This is a genomic window from Paenibacillus sp. FSL K6-1566, assembly GCF_038050475.1.
Classification (GTDB): domain Bacteria; phylum Bacillota; class Bacilli; order Paenibacillales; family Paenibacillaceae; genus Paenibacillus_AQ; species Paenibacillus_AQ lactis.
In genome coordinates this window covers 5430552-5455577 of record NZ_JBBOSR010000001.1, presented here as the reverse complement: position 1 = coordinate 5455577, position 25026 = coordinate 5430552, and the positions used below count along the sequence as shown (strand labels likewise).

Genomic DNA, 25026 nt, shown 5'->3' with positions numbered 1-25026 from the left:
ACTCACAGATTCGCGTGTCTGCCTCCCGTACATGATTGGATCATGATAGGTTAAAGGTTTCACTGAATCGGAACGTATGTTCGATTAGAGTCTAAAAAATAAAAGCATTTCCTGTGGAATGCCTGCCCGAAGGTAGAACTCATGCAGCGACTCTCCCGGGCCAATGGTCAAATCCGCCGTCAACAACGCAACCGCAAACCGATTCGCCTGACGTTCCAGCTTGCCTGGGCTGAAGTAGGAATGCTCCTCAAGGAAAAATCGGCTGATTCCCTTATGGAGCCGATCGTGACCGAGCTCATGGGCGCAGACGAAGCGCTGCCACTGCGGCGGCAGTTGACTATGAATGACGATAAACCTGCGTCTTAATTTGCGGAAGTACAGCCCCTTCGTTGTCTTGCCGAGGTCCGTGTACCGGACATGAATGCCGAGCGAAGCCGCAATTTCGAAGGGACAGTTGGTATGATGTTTTCTGACAAGCTGACGGATTAACGGTTGTAAAAGATCATCCATGCCGGTTCACCTGCAATATCGAGATTGTTATGGGTTGTCGTAGGGTTGTAATCGCTATGTACTCCTTCATGACATGCTATTTTTTCCGTTTGTTCATCTGCTTGGCTTCCCAGAATAAGCCGGTCAGCACATCCTTGATGCGCTGCTTGTCCTCCTGGTTTAACGGGATTCCGTCGAACATCAGCTCTCCGTCGTCCTCCAGCATTTTTTTGAAATCCCGTTTATCTTTGGCCGTGGCCCAGTCGGGAACGGTCAGGTCCTCATGCAGGGAAAGCTCCGAGTCCAAATAGCCGGCTTTGCTCATCAGTTCTTCATAGGGAATCTCAAGCGCGTCGGCGATTTTGCGAAGCGTCTGCGGCTTTGGAATGCCGCGCAGCCCGTTCTCGATTCTCGAGATTTGCGATCCGCTGATGTCAGCGGCTTGTGCGAGTTGATTGATGCTTAAGCCTTTGTCTTCCCTGATCTGCTTCAAGTATGCTCCAAATCTGTGATCCACGCTCCGGCCACTCCTCACCATAATCCATCTGTAACCTCTGTTTATAGTATAAACCCATTCGCCACCTTTGCCAACAGGTAAAATAAAAACAAAGGAATATTGCCAAAAGGCAAGAATTAGAGAGCGATAAGGCCCATTTCTGGAATTTAGCCGCCCATTTGAACGTTTACGAAGATCTCCAGATAGTGGTATTATTACGAAAAATACGAACAAATATACGAACAGTCGGCATGGCCTTGATTTTCTGCCAAATGGCAAAGGAAAGCCAGGATAAACCATCAATGGGGAGTGAAACGGTATGAATCATATGTTACCTGAATTGGATCGCAGAAAAACCCAATACGCGATTGAGGCGGTATTCGAGAAGTATCGAATTTATAAAACGATAACGTTTGAAATGAGGGAAGCGAGCGTGACGGCCTCTTACACCGAGCGGTTCCACGGACCGACGAATGTGACCTCGGATCAGACGGCAAAGGTAGCGATATATAATGTAGACATGCCTGCGGCAAGGAAGCACTACTGCGAAACGATCGAATCGATCGTGGAGCGGCTGGGAGAACGCGAGCAGCTGCTGATAAGGGAACGGTACATGAAGCAGGACGATGTGTACGACTACAAGGTGTACAACCATATTTTTGACCCGCCGGTCAGCAAAGACACGTATGTAAAAATCCGCACCCGAGCTTTTTATAAAATGGCGCTGGTTCTTGCCGATCTGGGCCTGTTATCGCTGGATACCCTCGTAAAGCCCTTAACCCGGCTGAAAAAGAATGAAGGGGCGCAGGCGGTAGGCGCCGTGCGATAAACGCGGCCCATGATCGGGGGAGTTCCGACGCGGGAATGCGGATCATGCAAGGTTGATTGGCTGGGCGATTGCTTGGAGGTTTTTTTAGTCAAGAGATGGATGACTTTTAGACAATGGATGGATGACTCTTATACAATAGATGGATGGCTGCGGGACTAAACCGACTCTGCTGAGGGTCGGTTTTTTTCGATACGTCCTGTGCGTTGACAAGGAGCTTGTTGAGAATATGAACGGAATAGACCCATGTCCCGCTCCCGAGCGCTGAATAGAACGGGGAGATTGACTAAACACGCTCACAGGCTGACGGCTCTTCAAAGCCAGGGCCCATACATAGGATGAGAGCTCCTAGCATTTCAGTAAACCGTAAACTGCATATAGAGTGTTTAGACGATGCTGCTAACGGGTCGCTGGTGCAAAGAAACGATATTAAATTAGGCAGTGAAAAAGTTTGCTACAGTGATTGGTGATGGTTATAGCCGTCGTTTAAATAAGGCGGTGACAGCATTATCGAAGGTATCGTCTTTTTACCGCCGCAAATCATCCCAAACTTCGCCGAATGTTCGCCGGTTCCCCGTCTTCGCTTGGTGCGAACCGGTGTAAGATTATAGCATCGGGAATGAAGCGAAAGGGCAGCACCGTTAACCTCACACAGGAAATGTGAACCGGCCATAGAGCCGGTTTTTTTATGCGGACAAGCTCCCTGGCCTCATTCCCGTTTTATTACAACACAGGAAGGAGGGGCCGTATGAATAGGCAAACGAACGATTTGATCGGCAAGCCGTTCTTTCAACGGATGCCGGATGAGCCTCGGCTGTGTTTTCGATGAGAGAGGCGATCAAACAGGCCGTTATGGAATTGGTGCCGGAGCTTGCGGGACGAATTTATGACGTGCATCCGCCCGAAATCGCTGTAGATGATTTTTTTGCGGTTCTGCTGCTTGGCGAGGATGTATGGAAATCACCCTGGGCCGGTTACCGGCAGGTGATTAGGCTGAAGCTGTACGCGGGCGAGGCTATCGTCTCCCGTCAGCTGGATTCGCAGGCGGAGCGGCTCATACAGGGACTGCATCGCAAGCGGGTAACAGGTCTGGAGAACCGCGCCTTCAAGCTTCATTATCTCGGCGTTCCGGAGGCGGATCAATGGGATTCCGGCCTGGGCCGCATGATCCGGGTTATCCGTTTCGGCGTTTATGTCCCGGAGGCGTCAGCCAGCGGCGGGGACTCCGGAAGCATCGGCGAACCGGATGAATGGCTTTCCGCGCTGATCGCGTGGACTTCGAAGCAGCTCGGAAGCAGCTGGAGCGTTTACCGGACGTCATGGCCGGCGGATCGGGAAGATCATGCCGTGCTGTGGCGATTGTCAGGGTGCGAGACGAAGATGGCGGGAGCCTCCGTCTACGAAATCAGCAAGAGCTTCACAGGTCATGTGGCATCTACTTCTTCTGAGCATGAACAGCTTACAGCATTTTCGCTGGTGGAGTCGCTCGGCTCCCAGGCTCAGCTACCGCTTGATTCCGAGGCTCGCCAGTATTTGACCGTCGCCGGTATTACCGGCAATTTGGAGGCCGATGCGATCTTGAACGGTCAGCTCAAGCTGACGCTCATCCAACGGCAAATGCGTTCGGCGCAGGAAGCCGCAAGGATTCGCCGCGTTCATGTTCAACCGATTTTAAATTAAGGGGGACTCGAGATGTCGGGTAAGAAATCAACCAAGACGGAAGGGAACAGCGGCAGCGAACCGCGTTACACATTGGCTGAGTTGACGGCTCATGCCAAGGAGCGGTTCAGCGTCCGGCCGGAAGTCATTGCCGGCGCAATGTACGGAGCAGCGGGCGAGCTGTTTACTGTGGCCGAGGTGCAGGATCAAATCAAACATTTTATGAAAGCGAAGGTGGATTAATCATGGCGGGAGGAACATGGGAGAGCACGAATAAACCGGTATTGCCGGGTTTGTATATGAATTTTAAAGCGGCGGCAGCCTCAGCGATTCAGGGCGGCGCACGCGGAACGGTCATCGTTCCCGTTAAAGCGAACTGGGGGCCGGTACGCGAGTTTGTCGAGATCGGAAGCGAGCATGCGATCGGCGAGTCGTTCTCCGCAGATCAAGATAATGGAGCAACCGCTTATCGGACGCTGTATCTGGCGATGCTGGGCGGTCCGAAAAAGCTGCTCGCGTACCGTCTTGCAGACAGTACGGCTTCGGCTGCATCCGTTACGCTGCAAAATGGCGAAGCGACGCCGTCCGATGTGCTGCAGCTTCAGGCTAAATACCCGGGCAGCCGCGGAAACGGCTTCTCGGTAACGATTCAGCCGTCGCTGATGGATCCGGCCGCTCGGGAGCTTCGGCTGTATGAAGGGGCCAAGCTGCTCGGCACCTATGTTGGCGCGGACGGTACGGCCGCATCGATCGCTGCGAAGGTGAATGAGGATGATGAGAACGTCTGGGTGAGCGCAACCGTGCTCGGCGATGGCAGCGCAGTGCCTGCCGACGTCAACGGCGCGGCATTCACCGGCGGAACCAGCGGCAACAGCGGAATTACCAATGCGGATTATCTTGAGTTTCAAGAAGCCGCCCAAGGCCAGCAATTCGATGTCGTGGCGCTGGACTACGCGGCCGACATGTCCTTGCTTCAGAGCTTTGCCGCTTGGGTGAAGCGTCTCCGCCAGGAAGGCCGCGGGGTTATGGCCGTATTCGGCGGAAGCGCGGCCGACGATGTGGCCAAGGATGCGCCGAAGACTGCTGCTGCCCGTTCGCTTGCGCTAAACCACGAAGGCGTTGTGAACGTCGGCACCGGCGTACGCTTGTCCGGCGTCGATTACAGCTCCGCGCAGACGGCCGCCTATGTGGCCGGTTTGATTGCAGGTCAGCGGCTGAACCAGTCCGCTACATACGCGGTGACGCCGTTTGAGGATGTCACCCGCCGCTGGAGCCGCTCGGAACAGGAGCTTGCGGTTCAAAACGGCGTTTTCCTGCTGATTTTTGACGGACGTCAGGTGAAAGCCCTGCGCGGCATCAATACGCTCGTGAATCCGGCGGAGGGCCAGAACAATGCGTGGAAGAAAATCCGTTCGATCCGCGTCATGGACGCCATTCATGCCGATCTGCAGGCGGCCGCCGAAGGCACGTACATCGGCAAGGTGAATAACACCGAGGAAGGAAGGCTTGCCCTGATCGGCGCCGTGAAAGAATATTTGGGCCAGCTGTCGCTGAGCAACGTCATCGAGCCGGACGGCTATGACGTCATTCTGGATCCTGCCTATTACGGCGATTCCGCCGTGAAGCAGCCGGAGCCGGATCAAGTGTTCCTGCAATGGAACGTGAAGCTGACCGATGTGATGGAGCAGCTGTTCGGCACGTTTTACGTGCAGTAAAGGAAGATGGCCTCCGGTAACCTAAAGAGCCGCGTCGCACGAGCTTAGGACGATTCGGGACGAAACGGGTGGGATCAGTCCGGACGGTTCGGCTTACTGTACCGTGAGGTCCAATCCATATCCAATCATTCAAAAATGCTGAGGAGGAATATCTATGTTGGATGCATCAAGAGTCATTATGGGAACGTATGGCCAGGCCTATATCGACGGGGTATGGCAGACGCATATTAACAAGCTGGAAGCGAGCGTGGAGCTTGAGAAGCGCGAGCTGAAGCTGGTCGGCAACGACTGGACGGTGCATAAGAGCGGGAGCAAAAAAGGCACCGGCACGATGAGCGGCTATAAGGTCACATCGGACATGATCGCCCGCGGCTTTACGAAGTTCGATATTATTTCCAAGCTGGACGATCCCGAATCGTACGGTCACGAGCGCGTGCGCCTGATCCGCTGCATGCCGGACAAGATCCAGCTCGCGAACTGGACTGCGGGTGAAGAAGTGCAGGAGGAGACATCGTTCACCTTTGAGGGGTACGAGCTGCTCGACCCGATTTCGGCGGATTAATGATTTTATCGTAAAAGTGAAAAAAAGATACATGCAGCATCGATCGATGATTCATGCCGTGAATGTTGGGAGATGCTGCTTTTTTTATGGGAAAAGAGATGAATGGTTCACACCTTGAATAATCGATGGAGTGAACGATTGAAAGGCTAAAGAATCGCGAAAGGGGACGACGATATGAGCTTGAACGAGCATTTGAGCGAAGAGCAAATTTTGGACAGCCTGTTCGAGGCGGCGGAGAAGCTGCCGGAGGAAACGGTGCGCATCAAGCGGCTCGATATGCAGATCGTGCTGCACGGTTTGACTTCGAGCAAGGTGGACAGCATCCGCGAGCGCTGCACGGTCCGCCGGAACGTGAAAGGCGTGGTGGATGAGAAGGTGGATACGGAGACGTTCAACGCGCTCCTGATTTCGGAAGCGACCGGGAGCTTGTCCGTCAAAGGGCTGACGCTGAACGGCTGGGGCGATCCGCGCATCACCAGCCGCTTGAAGCTGTCGGGCGGAGAGCAGGCGGTCCGCCGGATGCTGCTGGCCGGGGAGCTGGATGCCGTCGGCGATAAGGTGCTTGAGCTGTCCGGCTTCGGAGTCGAGATCGCCGACCTAAAAAACTGATCGGCTCCGGGGGAATGACTACGATGCTGTACCACTTATGGGCCCGGCATCACCTTCGCCCCGGAGAGTTTTGGCGGCTGCCGCGAGGCGAGCGCTTATTGCTGCTCGCTTTTTCCCAGGAGGAAATGGACCGGCTCGCTGATCAGAGCGAAATGTGAGGAGGTGAATCGATATGGCTGAAGCCATGAACTACCGGATGAATCTAGTCATTGATCCGAAAAACGTCATCAAGGCGAACCGCGAGCTGCGCGCCATGGAGCGCTACTTCGAACGCATCCAGGGCCGGGTGCTGCGAATCGGCAGAACCCGCATGGCACCGGAAATCGTGCTGAAGGACCGCGCCTCCAAAGGCCTGGACAACCTGCTGGCCAAGATCAACCGCGTGAAATCGCAGGTGATCAATGCTTCGGGGAACGTGAATATGAACGTGAATGTCAAGCATTCCGCCAAGCCGCTTAACTTTGATCCCTTAGTAAAGGCACTTAAAGAAAATACAGTTGCCTTGAAGGGCCTTGCCGACGCGCTTGCGAAACTGCAGCTTGGCGGCGGGGGCGGAGCTCAGAAGCCGAAATCCAAGCTTGATCATGCCATCGATATGTTTGGCGCAATGAAAACATTCGGCGGCGGTGCTAAAAGCGTAGGCGAGCTGCGCGATAAGACGAAAAAGGTAGGCGATGCCTGGCTTGGAAATGATACTAAAGCGAACAAAGACTCCTCCAATTCGGAGAGCTCCTACCCCAAAGAATCCAGAGTGGAGCGAGGGAGAAGGCAGCGAAAGGGAAGGGGATTTAGAACGATCGCTGCCGCGGGGGATTTGATTGAAACCGTAGGTAATGCAGGTACGGGGATTCTCGGAGGAGCCAGAGACTTCTGGAAAAGCGGAAGTGCGCTTTTTGGCGGTGGCAGCGGCGGTGGTGGCAGTAGCGCCCCTGCGACCAGCGGGATAAGCGCAGGAAGCAGTGCGGCTGCACAAGCAGTGGCGAATCCTGGCAGCAGGGCTGCCGCGACACCGGCCGATAAAATAGCGGACACTGGCAGTACGGGATCTGGAGCGGCTAAAGGCACGGACAACGGGGCAGCTTCGCAAGCGGCGAAAGCAGCAGATCCAAAGGTTGCTGCTTCCAAGGTGTCAGCAGGAGCAGCTCCAAGCAAGCTTGCTTCCGGCTTTTTAAAGGGAGCAGGCAAGCGAATTTTGGGGCCTTTAGGCTTCTTAGCTGACGTTAACGATATTGCGGCGGCCAAGCCCGGAAAAGAGCGTAATCAAGCGATCGGCTCTGCCGTTGGCGGTGGTATAGGCGCAACGATCGGCGGTGCGATCGGGTCCGTTATCCCGGTGGCCGGCACCTTGGTCGGTTCGACCGTCGGCGGCGCTGTCGGAAGCTTCGTGGGCGAAAAAATCGGCGGTGCAATTAACGGGATCACGAAAACGTTCAAATCGGGCGGGGATAAGGTATCGAAATGGTTCTCCAACACGTTCTCTTTCGGAAAAAAGAAAAAGGACGTTGTTGCCGAGGCCAAACCGGTTCCGAAGCCGGCAGCACCAGCCGTTTCTGCCCCAAGCTCCATGATTGCCAATCCGGCACCAGCAATACCTGCAGGTCCGGCAACCCCACGCCCGCCATCCGCCCCAGTCCTTCCATACTCCGGATCATCGTTTGGCCCACCGGCCATTGATCCCGCCCGGAGCCAGGCGTATGCCGCCGGCAAGCAGATGTCGCCGCAGATGGTTCAGATCAGTCCGGAGCAAATGAGCGCGCTGACGGGATATTTGCGGGATTCCAAAACGGAGGCGACAACCAACTATAATCTTCCGCCTGGAGCGGTGCAGGTTACGGTGCGTGAGGAGCATCCGGTGGATGTGGAGGGATTGATTCTGCAGGTCGGGCAGCGCCTGAGAGCGGAGTTGATGAAAGCATCCCAGAACCGGAAGCCGGCTGCGTCTATGCCATATTAACGGTTGGAGGCACTAGGCAGGCAAGAAACTTTAGCAGCATTTTAACGGAAAGGAGGGGCCGGCGATGGAGTTTATTTTGAAGAACGGCAAGGGGAAGGAATTTATATTTCCGGTTAATCCCGAGGAAGTGACCATTTCACGGCAAAAGGGCTTTGAAACGGCAACGATTCTAACCTTTGGCGAGTTTGATTTTCCGCAGGGAAACAAAATCAAGGAAATATCCTTCTCTTCTTTTTTTCCAAAAGAGTTCGACGAATCATACTGCAAAGGAAGCCGGGATTCGCACCCGAAACCGCAAACGGCCATGAATACGCTCAATGAGTTCCTGGTGTCCAAAACGCCGATTCAGTTTATCATTACCGAAACCGCGGTCAATGTACCGGTGTTCGTGGCTTCCCATCAAACGACGTTTCGCGGCGGGGAGCAGGGGGATGTGTATTTCGACCTGACCCTCCGGACGTGGAGTGAGATGAAAGTAGCGAAAACCGCCGGCGCATCGGGCATCAACAAAAAGCCGCGGGCCGACATGAAGGAGAAGAGCAAGACTTACACGGTCAAGCCGGGGGACTCCCTCTCCAAAATCGCCAAGCTGGAGCTCGGGGACAGCTCGAAATGGAACCAGATCTATACACTGAACCGGCAAGCGATCGGCAACAATCCAAATGCCATTAAACCCGGTCAAAAGCTGGTGCTGCCATGAGTTATAAAGTGATTTTGCAGGACAAATACGATTTGTCGCCTCTGGTGGAAGCTATCAACTTAAGGGATTCGCTGGAGCAGGTCGCCTATCAAGGCACGGTGAACCTGGTGGTGACGCCGGACTTGCCGCCGATTTCGCCCGGGATGGCGATTCGGATCAGCGGTATTCCCTATGGGAAGAAGGATTATGTTCCCCTGCTCCATCCGGCTGTGGTTTGGGAAGCGGAGACTACGAACAACGGCGTGAAGCGGATGACGCTGACGATCTATGACCGGACGGTCTATCTGGATAAATCCGAGGATGAATATTTGTTCCCGGCAAAACAGACGGCAACGCAGCGCTTCAAAAAGTACGCGGCCGACTGGAACATCAAGCTCGCCCATCTGCCCGATACCGAAAAACAGCTCGGACGCTCCGTTTACCGGACGCAGTCGATCTATGCCAGCATGTTCGCGGATTTGCGGGAAACGGCCAAGGCCGGCGGCAAGCTGTACCATCCGCGCATGATCCCTTCGGGACTTGAGCTGTATGAGCTGGGGTCAAACCGCGAGGTATATGTCTTAGAGACGTTAACCGATACGATTCAGCAGCGGACGCTCGAAGGGGCGGCGACCAAAGTCAAGGTGCTGGCAACATCGGCCAGCGAGACCGGGAAGGAGGTCCCTTCGAAGGTAATGGCCATCGAAGAGAAGGATATCGCCAAATACGGGCAGCTGCAGGCGATCATCCAGGACGATGAGGTGAAATCCGCCGCGGCCGCGCGTCAGCTGGCCCGAAGCAGGCTCCGAGGGATCCGGGAGACGATTACGGTAAACGCTCCTGATATCAACACGATTCGCGCAGGAGATGCCGTCATGCTCGGTTCGTCGAAGCTGCTTGTGATTTCGGTCAGCCGGGAGCTCGGCAATCCGGGAAGCATGATGCTGGAGCTTGGGAGCTATGATGATGTAAAAAGGAGGTTTTATCTTGAGTAAAGACCCCTATGGACAATTGGCATCCTCCTTGCTGTCTTCCTTCCATAAGCAGACCCGCCAAGCGATCGGCGGAGTGGGAGCCGTACTCGGCACGATAACCTCGACCGGACTCAAGCTGGATGATTTCAAGCATGAGCTGCAAGAGTATATGGTTGCCGAGCTTCCGGGCCAATTGTCGCTGCCTCGCCGAACCGTAGAAGGAACGATCAGCGGAGATGGCGGCAAGACGGCCGTCTCTTTGGAATTGGAGGAAACGGAAGTGGAGGAGGCACAGTGGAAGCTGAACCAAGGATTACGCCCCGGCGATCGAGTGCTGGCGGTTCGCGTCAACGGCGGCCATGACGTCGTCGTGGTGTGCAAGGTGGTGAGCGGCCATGGCTAATTTGTTTCCCGAAACGGAGGACATGATCTGGACCGATTCAGTTGGGCCTGAAACGTCCGAAGATCACGGGGCCGTGTTCGGGCGGAGCTGGCGGTTTGATTTTGAAGCAGGAGAATTTGTCATGACCCCAACCCGCAAATTGGTTGCCGCGGATGAGAAGGATGCATGGGTTATCTGGTGTGAAAAAACGATTCGAACCCCGCGCTACCGGCATTTGATCTATTCACGCGGCTATGGCAGTGAATTGGAGGAGCTGATCGGCAAGGGGCATGGCCGTCCGCTATTGGAGAGCGAAATCCGGCGGATGGTATCTGAAGCGCTGCTGGCGGATGCCCGCACGGAGAGCGTGGATCAATTCCAGTTTGAATGGGAAGGGGAAGCCTGCCGTTTCAGCTGCCGCATCACGAGCGTACGGGATGAGACGGAAATGATAGAAAGCGTGGTGATGACCTGATGGCCGATGTGCCGATGTATTTGCAGGAACAGACGGAAGAGAACATTTTGAACCGCATGTTGGCAAAAGTGCCTTCGGATATCGATAAATCCGAGGGCTCTTTTATTTGGGATGCGCAGGCGCCGGTGGCGTTCATGCTGTCCGAAGCGGCCCTGTGGGCGCAGGAGCTGCTTCGCCGAGGGTTTGCCAGCACGGCGGCCAGCGACTCCCCGGATATCCGCTCAGCCGAGCTGGATCTTCGGACCGCCGAGCATGGCGTGACAAGACGCGAGGCGGTAGCTTCATCGGGAAGTGTCGTGTTTACGGGGAAACCGGGCACGAACGTCCCGAAGGGAACGTATGTGGCAACGCCGGCCGACGAGACGACCGGGGAGTCTTCGGTAGAGTATGTCACGACTGCGAGTGTTACATTGGGACCGGACGGTACCGGAACGGCTCCGATCCGTGCCGTAACTCCAGGGAAGAGCGGCAATGTGCCGGCAGGGGTCATCCAGCTGATGATGACCTCCGTCAGCGGCGTCACGTCCGTGACGAATCCCGAGCCGACGCGAAGCGGCACTGATATTGAGACGGATCAGTCGCTATTGGAACGTTTTTACGCAAAGGTCAGAAGCCAGGGGACCAGCGGCAACAAAGCGCAGTATATGCAGTGGGCCAGCGAAATCCCCGGCGTCGGCGGCGTGGAGGTCGCCCCGCTGTGGGCCGGACCGGGGACGGTCGGCCTCTATCTGCTGGACACGGATAAGCGGGCGGCTAGCCAGGAGATCGTGGATGCCGTCCAGCAGCATATCGACCCAACGCAGGATGGACAAGGGGAGGGGACGGCCCCGGCAGGTCCTATCGTCACCGTCATGCCGGCCGAGGAAGTCGAGATTCATATCTCGGTCAAGGTGCAGCGCACCCAGGAGCAGCCGTCCACGATTGAGGAAATCCGGGCGCTGATCGAGGAAGGGGTCCGGGCTTACCTGCAGCAAATCGCGTTTAACCGGAAGGATCCGCTTGTCCGGTATACACGTATTGCAGCCGTGCTGCTGGATATCCCGATCATCGTCGACTATTCGGAGCTGACGATTAACGGCCATGCCGAGCAGCAAAACATCGAAATCGGCTCCGGCCAGGTGGCGGTGCTGGGGACGGTGAGCGTAAGTGAATAAGGCGAGGATCAACAGCTTGCGGGGACGCGAGCTGTTTTCATATCTGCCGGCTTACTACGAGACGTCCCGCGTCATGCAGTCGGACATGGAGGCCAAGGGGAGCGAGCTGGATGCGCTGTATCAAGCGCTCAATGAAGCCGCGGACCAGTTCTTCGTCCGTACCGCGACTTGGGGGCTCGACCGCTGGGAGGAGGAGCTCGGCATCCCGACGGACCGGGCGAAGCCGATGGAGCAGCGGCGGGCTGTGCTGGAGTCGAAGCTGCGCGGAGCCGGAACCTTCTCGGGCCGGCTTGTTAAGAATGTCGCAGAAGCTTACGACGGCGGGGCGGTCGAGGTTACGTTTCAACCGGGGGAATGGCGATTTACCGTCCAGTTCGTCGACACGCTCGGCATTCCGCCGAACCTGGAGGATCTGAAGGCGGCGATCGAGGAGATCAAGCCGGCGCATTTGGCGGTGGAGTATGCGTTCAATTACCTGCTCATCCGCGACATCCATGAGGTCATGACCTTGGACGAGCTGGGACAGATGCCTTTAAACAAATTTGCAGGAGGTGCCTGAATTGGCCAGTAACACACCGAATTTAGGACTGTTGAAAAAAGACCCGATGACGGATGGCAACGAGACATTCAACATCGAGACGATGCTGAACGAGAACTGGGACAAGATTGATACTGCCGTCGGTCAGGTACGGGAGGGTTTGGAAAATGTGAATGTCGACATTCCGGACGCATCTCTGACGGAGAAGGGGATCGTGCAGCTGTCGAGTGCCACCAACGGCACGCGGGAGAATGTGGCTGCGACGGAGAAGGCGGTGAAGGCGGCGTATGACGAGGCGCTCGCGGGAAAGCAGCTTGGAGTTGAGCAGAAAGCGAATGTGGTTGCCGCGCTCAATTCCATCGGCGTCTCGGCATCCACGAGTGAAACATGGGCGCAGTTGGTAGCTAAGATGGCAGGAGTCATTCGAGCGACAGGGAATGCGAATCCAGCCGATGTTCTGGCTGGAAAGACATTTAGTAATGCAAGTGGGAATGGATTGACGGGGACAATGCCGAATCGAGGGGCAGGGGGGAGTGTAATCCCCGGAACGATTAACCAAACAAAGGCAGAAGGATATTATTCATCGGCAATTACGATTTTAGGAGATCCGAATCTCATCCCAGGAAATATTCGCGCAGGCGTTAATATTTTCGGGATAAATGGTGAGCTAGTTGAGGGCAAAAGGACTTTTTCAGTTTCGGGTGTACAAGTGGTTTCGAGTGGACCAGTTGTATACGATGTAGGATTTCGACCAGGTGTATTAATGTATTTACATAAATACGAAGATATACCAGGTAAAATTTCAAATCTTACAAGGGTGGTGGGATTCTATATGCCAAATGGATCATTTTACACTGCTTCAGGCCCTTCCTCTGTAGGAGTTTCAGAATTTTTCGGTAATAGTGTCTCCATATATATGAGTGCTACTCAACCCGGAATTCGAGAGAATACCTATGATATTTTAGTGTACGAAAGATAATACTTACAGATCAAAACCAACGAAAGGAGCCCCCATGCTAACCCAACACATCACGGATGCACTAGCATCCCGACTAAACAGCTCCTTCCCCGGCATCCCCCTGATTTCCAGGGAGGATGCCGTTCCTATACCAGAACCACCTTACTTCCAAACTGAGCTGGCGCTAGCCGAATTCGAGCCGATATCGCAACGACGATATGCGGCTCGTTTTCGTTTCCGCATCTTTTATAAGCCTGCGGCGGGGCAGCCCGTGGCGGGGATCATGGACGAGATGCTGGAGAGCTTGACGGAGCTCGAAGTGGAAGGCCGACCATGCCGGGCGGCGGCGGTCGCATGGGAGCGGCCGGAGAGGGAAGGAGCTGCGGCGGAAGAAGGATACTTCCGCGCAGAGTATGTTATTCAGGTATCTTCGGATTCAGCCGAATCCGTTCCAAAGATGCAAACCTTACAACAAGGAGGCGGTTTGAAATGAGCAAGAAACAGGCAACACCGGCGTTTACGAAACACCAGCTGGTACAGTCCCAGCAATTCAGCAACCGGGAGAAGGATGTGCTGAACGCCATACTGGCAGAAGAGACGACGTACACGGTCCAGCAAGCGAAAGAACAGCTTACCACATTTTTGAAAAAGGAGGTCATTTAAATGGCCGGAGGAACATGGACAACACCTAACAAAGTAAGACCTGGGGTATACACCCAAATCACATCGCAGGAGCAGCCGATCGGACGCGTCGGCGAACGTGGGATCGCCGCGCTGGGACTCTCGCTTCCATGGGGAGAGCCGCATAAGCTCCTCGCCATCAACCCAGGCAGCAATCTGCTGGAGGTATTGGGCTACGATATCACATCCCCTCAGCTGCTGCTGGTAAAAGAAACGCTCAAGCGGGCAGGAACGCTTCTGCTGTACCGCCTGAACAGCGGCGTTCAAGCTGCAGGAGCCGTAGCAGGGCTTAGCGTGACCGCTCGGCATGGCGGGGAGCGCGGCAACGATATCCGCATCGTGATCGAGAACGCGGTCGATGATGCGGGCAAGTTCGTCGTCAGCACCCTGCTGAGCGGCAAAGCCGTGGACAAGCAGCTCGTTACGAACGCCGAGGAACTGCAGCCGAATCTGTATGTAACCTTCGCGCCGGATACCGGCGATTTGGCCGCAACGGCAGGATTTGCACTGACAGGCGGCGCGAACGGGACCGTGACGAACCAAGATCATGTCGATTTTCTGGCTGCGCTTGAGGTTCAAGACTTCCAGACGGTGGGGTTGGCTTCGGACGACGCTACCCTCAAATCGCTGTATACGGCGTTCATCAAGCGCTTGCGCGAGCAGGAAGGCAAGAAGGTGCAGGCCGTGCTTCCGGATTATCCGGCGGCGGATTACGAAGGCATTATCAGCGTGAAAAACGGCGTTGTCCTCACCGACGGCACCATCGTGGACAAGATTAAGGCGGTTGCCTGGGTGACGGGCGCCACGGCTGCTGCAGCCGTTAATGAGTCTCTGACGTATGCGGCTTATGATGAAGCGGTTGATACCGATATTCGTCTGAGCCATACGGAAATTGAAGAAGCTTTGACGAAGGGCGAATTCCTGTTCAGCTACAGCGGCGGTAAAGCCGTGGTAGAGCAGGACATTAACAGCTTTACGTCGATCGAGCCGGCCAAGGCGCGCCATTTTTCCAAAAACCGGGTGGTCCGCGTTCTGGACGGCATTGCGAACGATCTGAAGCTGATCTTCGAGCAATCCTACATCGGCAAAGTCGACAACAATGTGGACGGCCGAACGCTGTTCTGGGCAGAGTGCGCTGCGTATTTCGCTTCCCTGCAGAATATCGGGGCGATTCAGAACTTCAACGCGAATGAGGATATTGTGGTGACGCCAGGTACCGAGGGTGACGTGCTGTTCGTCGATATCAAGGTTCAACCGGTCGATGCAATTGAAAAAGTATACATGAAAGTGAAGGTGGTCTAAGATGGCATTTTTACGTGCAAGCGATACGATTTCGGGACAAGAGGGCAAGGCATTCGTCAAGATTGGCGACCGTATGGAGGAAATGTTTTATATCAAAACGCTGGAAGCTACGGTGGAGAAAGAGAAGGCTGAGCTGAAAACGATGGGCCAGCGCGCCGTCCAGCATAAGGCGATCGGCTGGAAGGGCAGCGGCACGATGACCATCTATTATGTCACCTCGCTGTTCCGCGAGCTGATGATGGAATATATCCAGACCGGACAGGACGCTTATTTCATGATCGAGGTCCGCAACGAGGATCCGGGCTCGTCCACCGGACGGCAGACGGTCATCCTGGAGGGGGTCAACCTCGACAGCGTCATCATGGCTTCCCTGGATACCGAAGCGGAGGCGCTGGAGGAAGAAGTGGCGTTTACGTTTGAGAACGTGCGGATCGAAACCCCGTTCAACCCATTGGCCTAATACGAACAAACAAGAGGAGGAAGGAAAATGAGCGATTTTAGCATGTTTTTTGCGGGTCAGTCGCCGGCGGAGATCACGGAGGAATTCGTGGTCTCCATTCGTTTCAAGGATGCGGAGGGCAAGCCCGTTCCGTGGAAGCTGCGCAGCATTACGGAGGAGGAGAACCAGGAGTGCCGCCGTGCCGCCACCCGCAAGGTGAAGGGCAAGAACGGCGTGTATACGCCGGAGATCGATCCCAATGACTACATGGCGAAGCTGATGGTGACGAGCGTCATTTACCCGGATTTGAAAAACAGCGAGCTCCAAAAATCGTACGGCGTGCTTGGCGCGGAGTCCCTGCTGCGCAAAATGCTGCTACCGGGCGAGTTTGCGGCGCTCGGGGAGCGCGTGCAGGCCCTTAACGGCTTTGACCGCGATATGAACGAGCTGGTGGATGAAGTAAAAAACTAATCAACGAGGGCGACGGCGACGCGAACTATGCGTACTACGCCCTCCACGAACTGCACATTCTTCCTCATGAGCTCATGGCGATGACGGTCCGGGAACGGGCCGCCATCTATGCCATGATCTCGATGCGGGTGGAGAAGGAGAAGAGGGAGCGGATCCGGAAGCGAAGATAGATTTTAGAAGAAGGGGGTGAGGGAATGGCGAGTGTGGGAAACCCTGCATTTTTTCTTAATCCAGCCCTAATCAGCCGAGTTACGGGACTTGTAAACGGTATGAATCAGGCTTTTAATCAGGTGAATAGTGCGATCACCGCTTCGACGAGCGCTATGCAGAATTTGAACAACCAAATTGTTAACGGTGCCCAGCAGGCAAGCCAGCTGAGCCAAGTAATGAATTCGATGAAAAAAGCGTATTCCCATATGCAGTTCGTAGTAGAGACCGTGATTGTTCCAGCGGCGGAAGATCAGGCGCTTAAGGATCTTTTCAAGATCAGGGTCGGCAATCCCGAGATCGGTACGGCGATGTTTGAAACATTCAAAAAGGATGCTCTATCTGCCGGTTTGGACGTCAAAGAATCATTGAATAATGCATTAACGTTCATGTCCATGACCAAAAATTCAGATCAGATTTCAGAGCTGAATAACTTTGCGGCAAGGCTTAGCAAGCTGTCTCCCGGGGAAAGCAGCTCAACAGACGCAGCATCGGCCATTATGAGCGCCATGCGGGGAGATACCGATGCATTGGCTGAACAATTTTTAATCCCTGAAGTCCACATGGATTCTTTCAAAAATGAGATTGAAGCGTCAAAAGGAAATTTTGACGCATTTCTCGTTTCCATGGATCAACTGCTCCAGAAAGCGGGAATGACCCAAGAAGGGTTGAACACTATGATGGATTCACCGGTAAATCAATGGCAGGCGCTGCTTGGGAACGTGAACAATTCATTTTCTCAGATGGGGACAGGTGCTCTGGAGTCGCTCTCCCCAATTCTTGATATGCTGAATGCGGCATTTGCATCAGGAAGTTTTGAGCCTTTTATTTTGATCATTTCGATGGGGCTGACCTTAATAGCACAGCTATTTTTATGGGTAGCTCAGATCGTGCCGCCGGCATGGGAATTCCTGAAGAATGCCATCTCATCCGTCGGATTTGTACTCTATCCGTTAATAGCTGGGATTTTATTATTGCTCAGCATTTTTACAATTGGAAAAGTCTTGACTACCGTATATTCGACGGTCGTTAATATCCTGTCTACAGCCTTTAAAGGTTTATGGGCCGTAATGAACGCGAATCCAATCATGCGGATTATTTCGTTGATTATTGGCATTGTCACGGTTATTTTGACTTTAATGTCGGCTTCGCAAGGCGTTAAACAAGCGTTTAGCAATGCTTTCGGATTTATTGTCGACTTGGCTCAGAATACGGTGAATACCGTTATCAAAATTATCAATGGCATCTTAAACTCGGTTAACAAAGTTACCGGGTTCTTCGCGAATCTGCTTGGGGTAGAAGCTAAAAAAATCGAATTAATTGAATTTCAGGCTGATTATTCTGGCTTTAAAGAAGCCGGTCAGGATGCCATCGAGGAATTCTCCATGGATAACCTCAAGAAGAAATTCATGCCGGAGCTTGATATGGGGCCAAGTTACGAGGACCTCCTCAAACAAAACAACGCCGGCAAAACCGGCTACGACGTCGCTTATCCTAAAGCTGCGCCGGCTCCAGCCATGCCCGCCACGCCTATGCCCGCGATGCCTGCCATGCCGGCGGCACCGGTGCCGGTTGCCCCTGCGGGTGGCAGCATTGATTCCATCGGCCAGGTGAACAACACGGTTGATGTAGCGAGCGAGGATCTCAAAGTGATGCGCGATTTGGCCGAAGTGAACGCGATCAGCAACATGATCACGTTAACGCCGACCGTGCAGATGACGACAGGGGATATTAATTCCGGCGCAGATCTCGATACGATTATGTCCCGAATTAACCGGACGCTGGAGGAGCAGTTCGTATCCAGCGCGGAGGGGGTGTATCTGTAGCATGAGCGATTATGGGCTGTTTCTGAGTTTTAATAATCAACAGGAAGTATTCCGCTTTCCGGTCAATCCGGAACGGATCGAGGTCAAGGACGGCAGCGAGGGGAAATCCTACACCGTGGCCGGACTTGGCGAGATCAACGCGATCCTGTATCCGAAGCTGACCGAAATATCGTTTGAAAGCTTTTTTCCGGGACGAACGTATCCTTTCGTCAATACAAGCAAGGACAAGCTGAAGCTCCCCATCGATTATGTAAACACCATCAAGGGATGGATGGAGAGCCGAAGACCAGTGCGATTTGTCATGACGGGTCTGGTCCCCGATCCGCTCAGCGGTACGGACAGCGGGAATGTGGTACGGGCGATGAAATCCTTCGGCATCAACATGGCGGCCTCCATCGAGAGCTTCAGCTGGAACACGATGTCCGGTTCGCCGGAGGATATAGAATTTTCGATCACCCTCAAGCGCTATGTATTCTATGGCGCCCGCAAGGTTGTGCCGGCCAAGGACAGCAAGGCGGCCGCGGTGAAGACCAAGGAGCGTCCGGATGACCGGAAGAAGCCGAACTCGTATACCGTAGCTAAGGGGGACACGCTCTGGAGCATCGCCCAAAAGCTGCTCGGCAGCGGCTCCCGCCATACCGAAATCCAAAAGCTGAACGGCATCAAGGATCATGAGGTCCGAAAGCTCGCCGTCAGCCGGGTGTTGAAAATCCCTTAAAGGAGGTGACGGCATGATCGAGCTGATGATAGACCGGAAGAACGGAAGCGTGTGGGATCTCGGGCAGGTCGTCACCGACATCACATGGAAGACAAGCCGTCAGGCGAAGCCGGCCAGTCTGGATATTCGCTTCGTGAACGACGGTTTGGCGCAGAGCCAGCAATTCCAGATTGAGAACGGCGACATCGTCCGGTTCCGCAAGGATGATAAGGACTTGTTTTACGGTTATGTTTTCTCCAAAGAGTGGGGCATGGATGCCGAGGTGAAGCTCATGGCCTACGACCAGCTGCGCTACCTGTCCAGCAACGACACCTACCGGTTTACGAACGCCAAGGTGGAGGACATTATCCGCAAGATCGCCAAGGACTTCAATCTGAAGACAGGGACGCTGGCCGATACGGGACATGTCATTCCGGCGATGCTGGAGGCCGACAAGAAGCTGATCGATATTATCTGCAAAGCGCTGGATGCGACGCTGATGGCAACCAAGCAGTACTATATGTTTTACGACGAGTTCGGAAAGCTGACGCTCAAGAACATCAAGGACATGCTGCTGATGCTGGCCGTTGGGGAAGACAGCCTGATGACGGATTTTTCCTATAAAAAGAGCATCGACAACGAGACGTACAATCGAATTAAGGTGGTTCGCGATAACAAGCAGACCGGGAAGCGGGACGTCTACCTCTATCAGCACGGAGAGAACATCGCCCAGTGGGGCCTTCTCCAGCTGTACGAGGTTGCCGATGAGAACATGAATCCGGCGCAGCTGAAGCAGCTTGCCCAAAATTTACTGGAGCTGAAGAACAGGGAGCTGCAGACGCTCTCCATCGAGGCGATCGGCGATCTGCGCGTCCGGGCAGGGAACACGATTTACGTCAATCTCCCCGGCGAAGGCTTGAAGCCTTATCTCATCGATGAGTGCTCGCACAAGTTCTCGGACGGAACGCATACGATGTCGCTGAATATGAAGGTGGTGTAAGTCATGATGCTGGATATTATCAAAAAAGCGAGCCTGAGCGCCGTGGGAAGCACGAATCCCGTAGCGGTGCTGTATGGCACGGTAACATCGGTGAATCCTCTGGAGGTGAACGTGGATCAGCGTTTCAGCCTGACGGAGGATTTTTTAGTGATCGGAGAGTCCATGACGGAGTACAAACTGAATATTGACGGTCAGGAAGTATTGATCCGCAAAGGGCTTGAGATCGGGGATACGGTGCTGCTGCTCCGTTACCAGGGCGGACAGACGTATCTTGTGCTGGATCGGCTGGTGAAGCCGTCATGATTCCGCAGGGAGGCACGATTCAACCGGATACCGAAGTGGTGGAGAGTCTGGACCAGCCGAGCTTGACCTACCGATTGAACCTGGAAGAGGGGACGTTGTCCGGTCAAATTGATGGACTGGAGGCGATCAAGCAGGCCGTTGCCAAGGTGCTCCAAACCCGCCGCTTCGAGCACCTGATCTACAGCAGCGACTACGGCCATGAGCTATATGATGTCATCGGGCGTGACCCGCTGTGGGCGTATGCCGAGATTGAGCGCCATATCAAGGAAGCGCTGCTTCAGGACGACCGGATTCTGTCGGTCGACGACATGAATATTTCTTTTGCCGGGGAGACGGCAATGGCGGAATTTACGGTCCGAACTGTGTATGGGTCGTTTGCGATGACGAAGGAGGTGAGGGAGGATGTATGAGGATCAGACCTATGAAGCGATCCTGGAACGGATGCTGGGCCGGGTGCCGGATGGACTGGACAAAAGAGAGGGAAGCATTATCTTCGATGCGCTTGCCCCAGCCGCCGCGGAGCTTGCGCAAGCTTACATTGAGCTGAGCTCCTCCATGAACTTCAAGTTTGCTGCCACGGCTTCCGGTGAGTTTTTGGACCGGAGCATCGCCTGGTCGGGACTGACGCGTAAGCAGGCCACGAAAGCGCGGCTGCGCGGACGTTTTATAGGAGAACAAAATTTACCGGCGGAGGTTCCGATAGGGAGCCGTTTTTCGCTGGATGCGTTAAACTACACGGTCATCGACCGGCTGGACGCGGGCGAATATATGCTGGAATGCGAAACGGTCGGCAAAGAGGGCAATCGGCGGTTTGGCACGCTGCTGCCGCTTGAGTATATCGAAGGCTTGGTGAAGGCGGAGCTGCTCGAATTGCTGGCGCCTGGGGAAGATACCGAGTCCGATGAGGCGTTGTATGATCGTTACCGGGAAAAAATCTCCCGACCCGTCACCAGCGCGAATCGAAATCAATATGAGCTGTGGGCGCGGGAGCAGGCCGGCGTTGGCAAAGCTAAAGCCTTTCCGCTATGGGACGGGCCGGGAACGGTCAAAGTCGTTCTGCTGGACAATGAGATGAGATCGCCCGCGCCATCTATTGTAGAAGCTGTGCAGCAGTACATCGATCCCACGATGGACGGGATGGGCGAGGGAGCTGCTCCAGTCGGATCCGTTGTGACGGTGACCGGGGCGGTTGAAGTACCTGTCAACATTGAAGTGCAGGTTACACTCCTGGATGGTGCGGGCTTGGACGGCGTCCAGCAAGCGATTGAGCAGGGCGTTCGGCAGTATTTGAAGGACCTCGCCATGACGGATCCACTGGTCCGGTATAACCGGATTGCCAACGTCATCCTGGATATTCCCGAAGTGATCGACTACGAGGTGCTGACCGTCAATGGAGGGACCGAGAGCGTCTTGATTGAACCGGAAGCGGTCGCCGTACTGGGGACGGTGACGGTGCGATGAGCAAGGCAGAGGTCTGGATGGGATATCTCCCGTCCTTTTATCACGGCATCCGGGACATGAAAGCCATCGCCAATGCGGAAGGAGCTGAGCTGGACAAGCTGGATGAGAGTCTGGTGGATCTGATCGATCAGTACTATCCGGAGACCGCGACCTGGGCGCTGTCCCGGTATGAGCAGGACCTGAGCATCCCGGTGAGCCCGTCCAAGCCGCTCGAGCAGCGGCGCTCGGTCGTCATTTCGAAGATGCGGGGAAGCGGCAAGGTGTCCGCTAGCATGCTCAAAAATGTCGCCCAAGCCTACGAGCGGGGCAGCATCGAGGTTTCTGTTCAGCCGGCCGAGTACAAGGTGACGATTCATTTCAGGGATACCCTCGGCATTCCGCCGAATCTGAGTGATCTTCAATCGGCGATTGAAGCGATCAAGCCCGCGCACATGGCCGTCGACTATGCGCTGCGTTACCTTACGATCGCCGAGGTGGAGGGCATGACGGTGGAGCAGTTATCGGCTACGACGCAAGACAGATTGTTGGGAGGAGGAGCATAAATGACGAATCCGGTAACACCGAATATCGGGTTGAACAAAATCGATCGGACGTCGCCGGCAACGACGTATTTCGATCTGGAGAAATATATCGACCAGAACGCGGACACGGTCGACCGCTTTGCCGGCGAAGCGAGCCAGGCCATCGAGGCGCTGCAGCAACGCCTGGACACCGAGGCGCGCCGGGAGGTCGTCCTGCAGCCGGGGCTGCAGATCGTGAACGCGGAGCGAAGCGCGCCCTTTTCGCTGAGCGGGATTAAGGGGCGGACGTTGGTGAATTTGTTGGGGCGGGATGGTAATTGCGAAAGTATCGACGGATGGTTGGAAAATACGTCGACTATAGCCTTAGATTCAGACAACAAAGTATACGGTTCTAATAGTCTTAAAGTGACTGTTGCTAGTGGGGGGAACGGTCAGGGGACAGTATGGCGACAAATAACGTCCCTTATAGATAAAACTAAATACTATGTTGCCATAGTAGATGTAAAATCGGATGCTGGCGGAAGAATTATTATTGAAATGGGTGGCGGTAAAAGTAATATCGACGGAAATCCAATTACGAATAAAGAAGAGTTTTCCCCTTCCTTTGTACGCTTAAAACCATCTGATCTGGAAGGTGCAGATTACATTGTATTACATGGGCTTATTAAAAGGTCGGTAGGCGATATAGCTTACTTTGATGGATTTCGTATTTACGAAGTTACACAATCAGAGTATGATTTGATCGGCACGATGACAGCTTCCCAAATAGCCGCGAAATATCCGTATGTGGACAGCATTCAGCCTGTGCGAAATCCGTATGCGATCCGTTACGGGGAGAATCTGCTTCCGCCGTTTTACGAATGGTTTGATTCCCCAATGGGTGGAAAGTACGAATACTCAACAACCGATAACACATTATCATTTGTTGGAGAAGCCGACAAGTCTCATTACAAATATTTAGATGTTCCATTAATGAGAAACGCTGTTTATCGATTAAGTGCTGAGCATAACGGCTATCTTTCAGTTACGGATCCTATTCGTAATACCATACTGGTTCCTAATACTTCTGAACAATTCAAAACGTTTAATTCTGGTGAGACGGAAGTCGCGAGAATTTATTTATCAAATGTTAGTGATGTTGGGCAGGCAGGCAAGTTCACATTTAAAAATCCGATGCTCACGCTCGGCTCCACGCCCAAACCATTCAAACCACGAGAAGACCTCATACTTGCACTGCAAACGGAATTATACGCTGATCCGCTGACAGGTGCGAAAGCTGACGAGATATTTGAGAAGGACGGGAAATACTTCAAACTGGCGAGGTGGAAAAGGGTTGACTTGGATGGCGAATTACCATATGAACTATGGGGGGCTGGCCTTGGCTTTAAGTGGATTAATGCATTGTTGCCAAGCCATTCTGCTGCAGATGGTTCTGGTTTATTGACCAAGTTTCAAGGCAAAATCATAAAGGAGACAGATTACTTTACCGTCAGCAGTATGGCTGATAATTTAAATCTTGGGTCTTCAGGATCCAATGGGGTTATTGATAACTTTCAAATTTCGATCTCAAATGCAGACAGCGGATGGGGTGACAACTACACGCCGACAACATATGAAATTAAGGCGTATTTTATGGGGTACAAAATGTATCCTGCTGGCGGAAGCGGTAGCGATATTTACACGGGTACGGGAACTAAGGCGTGGGTGTATCGAACGCCTTCAGGTTTAGACGGCTGGCAGGATGTTGGAACTACACTACCATCAATTCCTGCTCCCACGAACGTATATTGGCAGCCGTACAAACTCATATACCAACTCGAAACACCTACAGTCGAGCCGATTGTATTCGAAGGCATGCTGACGTTAAGTGAAGGCACCAATCAGGTCGAAGTAGGGACGGAGATTGTGGTTCGAGAGAGTGTAAAACCTTACAATGAGGTCAGGGATACAGGGAATAGAAAGTACAACATAAATAACGGATCGTGGCCTGTTCCAGAGAGTCATTTTACAAAAAAAGCTTATAGGGTACTGGCAGTATACCGAGAGGGTAAGTATGATCCCAGATGGGTTAAGTATTCATACTCAACTACATCACTAGGAGCTATGGCCCAGTTGCTGAATGTTCAGCAAGACGATGAGAAATATGCATATTCTGCGACATATCTGACGCTCGATAACTCCCCTGTCGTTCCTATCATCGGATCATACTCTGTCAATGAAAAGGCCATCATGAAGGACTTAACCGATACAGTGCAGCAGAATACATCCGCTGTGTCCGTACTAATTAATAAGAAGTTGGATAATGATATACCGGGATGGATTACGCCGACGTTATTGAATGGATGGGAACAATACGATTCAACATCTTATCTCGTTGGTTTCAAAAAGATAGGGAAGATTGTGATTTTAACAGGAACGATAAAGAATGGGGTTAGCGGCCACATTTGTGTTTTACCGGAAGGTTATCGTCCCCAAAAAATAGTTTCTGGGTTGGCAATATCTCGTAACGAAAACCAGTCATCAGCTGCTTCTAATGCCATCGAGGTTAGAAATGATGGAAGAGTTTATATAGGGATAGGTGATCAAGCATTAAATGCTGCGCTACAATTTACTGTTATTTTCGAAGCAGAACAATAAAGGAGGTATCC

General features: G+C 53.6%; 30 protein-coding genes. 28 read left to right on the top strand and 2 right to left on the bottom strand.

The window, feature by feature from the left end; genetic code table 11:
- Positions 1 to 84: 84 nt before the first annotated feature.
- The gene (locus NST08_RS24305; RefSeq protein WP_210094540.1) at positions 85 to 510 is read right to left on the bottom strand and encodes an ImmA/IrrE family metallo-endopeptidase; all 426 of its coding nucleotides are present in this window, start codon (positions 508 to 510) and stop codon (positions 85 to 87) included.
- Between the two features lie 76 nt (positions 511 to 586).
- A complete protein-coding gene (locus NST08_RS24300; protein ID WP_245255885.1) occupies positions 587 to 1027 on the bottom strand; it encodes a helix-turn-helix domain-containing protein in 441 nt (146 codons plus the stop codon).
- A 277-nt stretch (positions 1028 to 1304) separates the two neighbouring features.
- Here NST08_RS24300 and NST08_RS24295 point away from each other — a divergent pair, with 277 nt between their 5' ends.
- From NST08_RS24295 to NST08_RS24160, 28 genes are all read left to right on the top strand, one after another.
- On the top strand, positions 1305 to 1814 hold the full coding sequence (locus NST08_RS24295; RefSeq protein WP_210094538.1) for an ArpU family phage packaging/lysis transcriptional regulator: 510 nt from the start codon (positions 1305 to 1307) through the stop codon (positions 1812 to 1814).
- A gap of 822 nt (positions 1815 to 2636) precedes the next feature.
- Complete coding sequence (locus NST08_RS24290) at positions 2637 to 3491, top strand: hypothetical protein (RefSeq protein WP_210094592.1); 855 nt, start codon at positions 2637 to 2639, stop codon at positions 3489 to 3491.
- Between the two features lie 12 nt (positions 3492 to 3503).
- The gene (locus NST08_RS24285; protein WP_210094537.1) at positions 3504 to 3713 is read left to right on the top strand and encodes a hypothetical protein; all 210 of its coding nucleotides are present in this window, start codon (positions 3504 to 3506) and stop codon (positions 3711 to 3713) included.
- 2 nt (positions 3714 to 3715) lie between these two features.
- Positions 3716 to 5185 carry a phage tail sheath family protein gene (locus tag NST08_RS24280; protein WP_210094536.1) on the top strand — a complete coding sequence of 490 codons (1470 nt, stop codon included), beginning with the start codon at positions 3716 to 3718 and terminating at the stop codon, positions 5183 to 5185.
- A 154-nt stretch (positions 5186 to 5339) separates the two neighbouring features.
- Complete coding sequence (locus tag NST08_RS24275; RefSeq protein WP_007132045.1) at positions 5340 to 5747, top strand: phage tail tube protein; 408 nt, start codon at positions 5340 to 5342, stop codon at positions 5745 to 5747.
- A 174-nt stretch (positions 5748 to 5921) separates the two neighbouring features.
- Positions 5922 to 6356 carry a phage tail assembly chaperone gene (locus tag NST08_RS24270; RefSeq protein ID WP_210094535.1) on the top strand — a complete coding sequence of 145 codons (435 nt, stop codon included), beginning with the start codon at positions 5922 to 5924 and terminating at the stop codon, positions 6354 to 6356.
- A gap of 23 nt (positions 6357 to 6379) precedes the next feature.
- Complete coding sequence (locus NST08_RS24265; RefSeq protein WP_260842859.1) at positions 6380 to 6514, top strand: hypothetical protein; 135 nt, start codon at positions 6380 to 6382, stop codon at positions 6512 to 6514.
- 14 nt (positions 6515 to 6528) lie between these two features.
- On the top strand, positions 6529 to 8310 hold the full coding sequence (locus NST08_RS24260; protein WP_210094534.1) for a hypothetical protein: 1782 nt from the start codon (positions 6529 to 6531) through the stop codon (positions 8308 to 8310).
- 64 nt (positions 8311 to 8374) lie between these two features.
- Entirely contained in the window at positions 8375 to 9010 is a 636-nt protein-coding gene (locus NST08_RS24255) for a LysM peptidoglycan-binding domain-containing protein (RefSeq protein ID WP_210094533.1), read from the top strand.
- A complete protein-coding gene (locus NST08_RS24250; RefSeq protein WP_210094532.1) occupies positions 9007 to 9984 on the top strand; it encodes an XkdQ/YqbQ family protein in 978 nt (325 codons plus the stop codon). The genes NST08_RS24255 and NST08_RS24250 overlap by 4 nt, the downstream gene beginning before the upstream one ends.
- Positions 9977 to 10366: a hypothetical protein gene (locus NST08_RS24245; RefSeq protein ID WP_007132050.1), complete on the top strand. Its 390-nt coding sequence runs from the start codon at positions 9977 to 9979 to the stop codon at positions 10364 to 10366. Before NST08_RS24250 ends, NST08_RS24245 begins: the two co-directional genes overlap by 8 nt.
- Entirely contained in the window at positions 10359 to 10820 is a 462-nt protein-coding gene (locus NST08_RS24240; RefSeq protein ID WP_007132051.1) for a DUF2634 domain-containing protein, read from the top strand. The genes NST08_RS24245 and NST08_RS24240 overlap by 8 nt, the downstream gene beginning before the upstream one ends.
- Positions 10820 to 11974 carry a baseplate J/gp47 family protein gene (locus tag NST08_RS24235; RefSeq protein ID WP_210094531.1) on the top strand — a complete coding sequence of 385 codons (1155 nt, stop codon included), beginning with the start codon at positions 10820 to 10822 and terminating at the stop codon, positions 11972 to 11974. The genes NST08_RS24240 and NST08_RS24235 overlap by 1 nt, the downstream gene beginning before the upstream one ends.
- Positions 11967 to 12533 carry a YmfQ family protein gene (locus NST08_RS24230; protein ID WP_210094530.1) on the top strand — a complete coding sequence of 189 codons (567 nt, stop codon included), beginning with the start codon at positions 11967 to 11969 and terminating at the stop codon, positions 12531 to 12533. Before NST08_RS24235 ends, NST08_RS24230 begins: the two co-directional genes overlap by 8 nt.
- 1 nt (position 12534) lies before the next feature.
- Positions 12535 to 13491 carry a phage tail protein gene (locus NST08_RS24225; RefSeq protein WP_245255884.1) on the top strand — a complete coding sequence of 319 codons (957 nt, stop codon included), beginning with the start codon at positions 12535 to 12537 and terminating at the stop codon, positions 13489 to 13491.
- A 34-nt stretch (positions 13492 to 13525) separates the two neighbouring features.
- On the top strand, positions 13526 to 13963 hold the full coding sequence (locus tag NST08_RS24220) for a phage tail terminator family protein (protein ID WP_210094529.1): 438 nt from the start codon (positions 13526 to 13528) through the stop codon (positions 13961 to 13963).
- Positions 13960 to 14133 carry a hypothetical protein gene (locus tag NST08_RS24215; protein ID WP_210094528.1) on the top strand — a complete coding sequence of 58 codons (174 nt, stop codon included), beginning with the start codon at positions 13960 to 13962 and terminating at the stop codon, positions 14131 to 14133. The genes NST08_RS24220 and NST08_RS24215 overlap by 4 nt, the downstream gene beginning before the upstream one ends.
- Positions 14134 to 15453: a phage tail sheath family protein gene (locus tag NST08_RS24210; RefSeq protein WP_099478488.1), complete on the top strand. Its 1320-nt coding sequence runs from the start codon at positions 14134 to 14136 to the stop codon at positions 15451 to 15453.
- A 1-nt stretch (position 15454) separates the two neighbouring features.
- A complete protein-coding gene (locus tag NST08_RS24205) occupies positions 15455 to 15913 on the top strand; it encodes a phage tail tube protein (RefSeq protein ID WP_007132058.1) in 459 nt (152 codons plus the stop codon).
- 27 nt (positions 15914 to 15940) lie between these two features.
- Entirely contained in the window at positions 15941 to 16363 is a 423-nt protein-coding gene (locus NST08_RS24200; protein WP_007132059.1) for a phage tail assembly chaperone, read from the top strand.
- Positions 16364 to 16557: 194 nt separating this feature from the next.
- Complete coding sequence (locus NST08_RS24195) at positions 16558 to 18396, top strand: hypothetical protein (protein WP_210094527.1); 1839 nt, start codon at positions 16558 to 16560, stop codon at positions 18394 to 18396.
- A gap of 1 nt (position 18397) precedes the next feature.
- Complete coding sequence (locus tag NST08_RS24190; RefSeq protein WP_210094526.1) at positions 18398 to 19114, top strand: LysM peptidoglycan-binding domain-containing protein; 717 nt, start codon at positions 18398 to 18400, stop codon at positions 19112 to 19114.
- Positions 19115 to 19127: 13 nt separating this feature from the next.
- Complete coding sequence (locus tag NST08_RS24185) at positions 19128 to 20093, top strand: XkdQ/YqbQ family protein (RefSeq protein WP_210094525.1); 966 nt, start codon at positions 19128 to 19130, stop codon at positions 20091 to 20093.
- 6 nt (positions 20094 to 20099) lie between these two features.
- The gene (locus NST08_RS24180) at positions 20100 to 20396 is read left to right on the top strand and encodes a DUF2577 domain-containing protein (RefSeq protein WP_210094590.1); all 297 of its coding nucleotides are present in this window, start codon (positions 20100 to 20102) and stop codon (positions 20394 to 20396) included.
- Complete coding sequence (locus NST08_RS24175) at positions 20393 to 20806, top strand: DUF2634 domain-containing protein (RefSeq protein WP_210094524.1); 414 nt, start codon at positions 20393 to 20395, stop codon at positions 20804 to 20806. Before NST08_RS24180 ends, NST08_RS24175 begins: the two co-directional genes overlap by 4 nt.
- Positions 20799 to 21857 (top strand): baseplate J/gp47 family protein, encoded by a 1059-nt coding sequence (locus NST08_RS24170; RefSeq protein ID WP_210094523.1) that lies wholly within the window; start codon positions 20799 to 20801, stop codon positions 21855 to 21857. The genes NST08_RS24175 and NST08_RS24170 overlap by 8 nt, the downstream gene beginning before the upstream one ends.
- Complete coding sequence (locus NST08_RS24165; RefSeq protein WP_210094522.1) at positions 21854 to 22399, top strand: YmfQ family protein; 546 nt, start codon at positions 21854 to 21856, stop codon at positions 22397 to 22399. The genes NST08_RS24170 and NST08_RS24165 overlap by 4 nt, the downstream gene beginning before the upstream one ends.
- Complete coding sequence (locus NST08_RS24160; RefSeq protein ID WP_210094521.1) at positions 22400 to 25015, top strand: hypothetical protein; 2616 nt, start codon at positions 22400 to 22402, stop codon at positions 25013 to 25015.
- Positions 25016 to 25026: the final 11 nt, after the last annotated feature.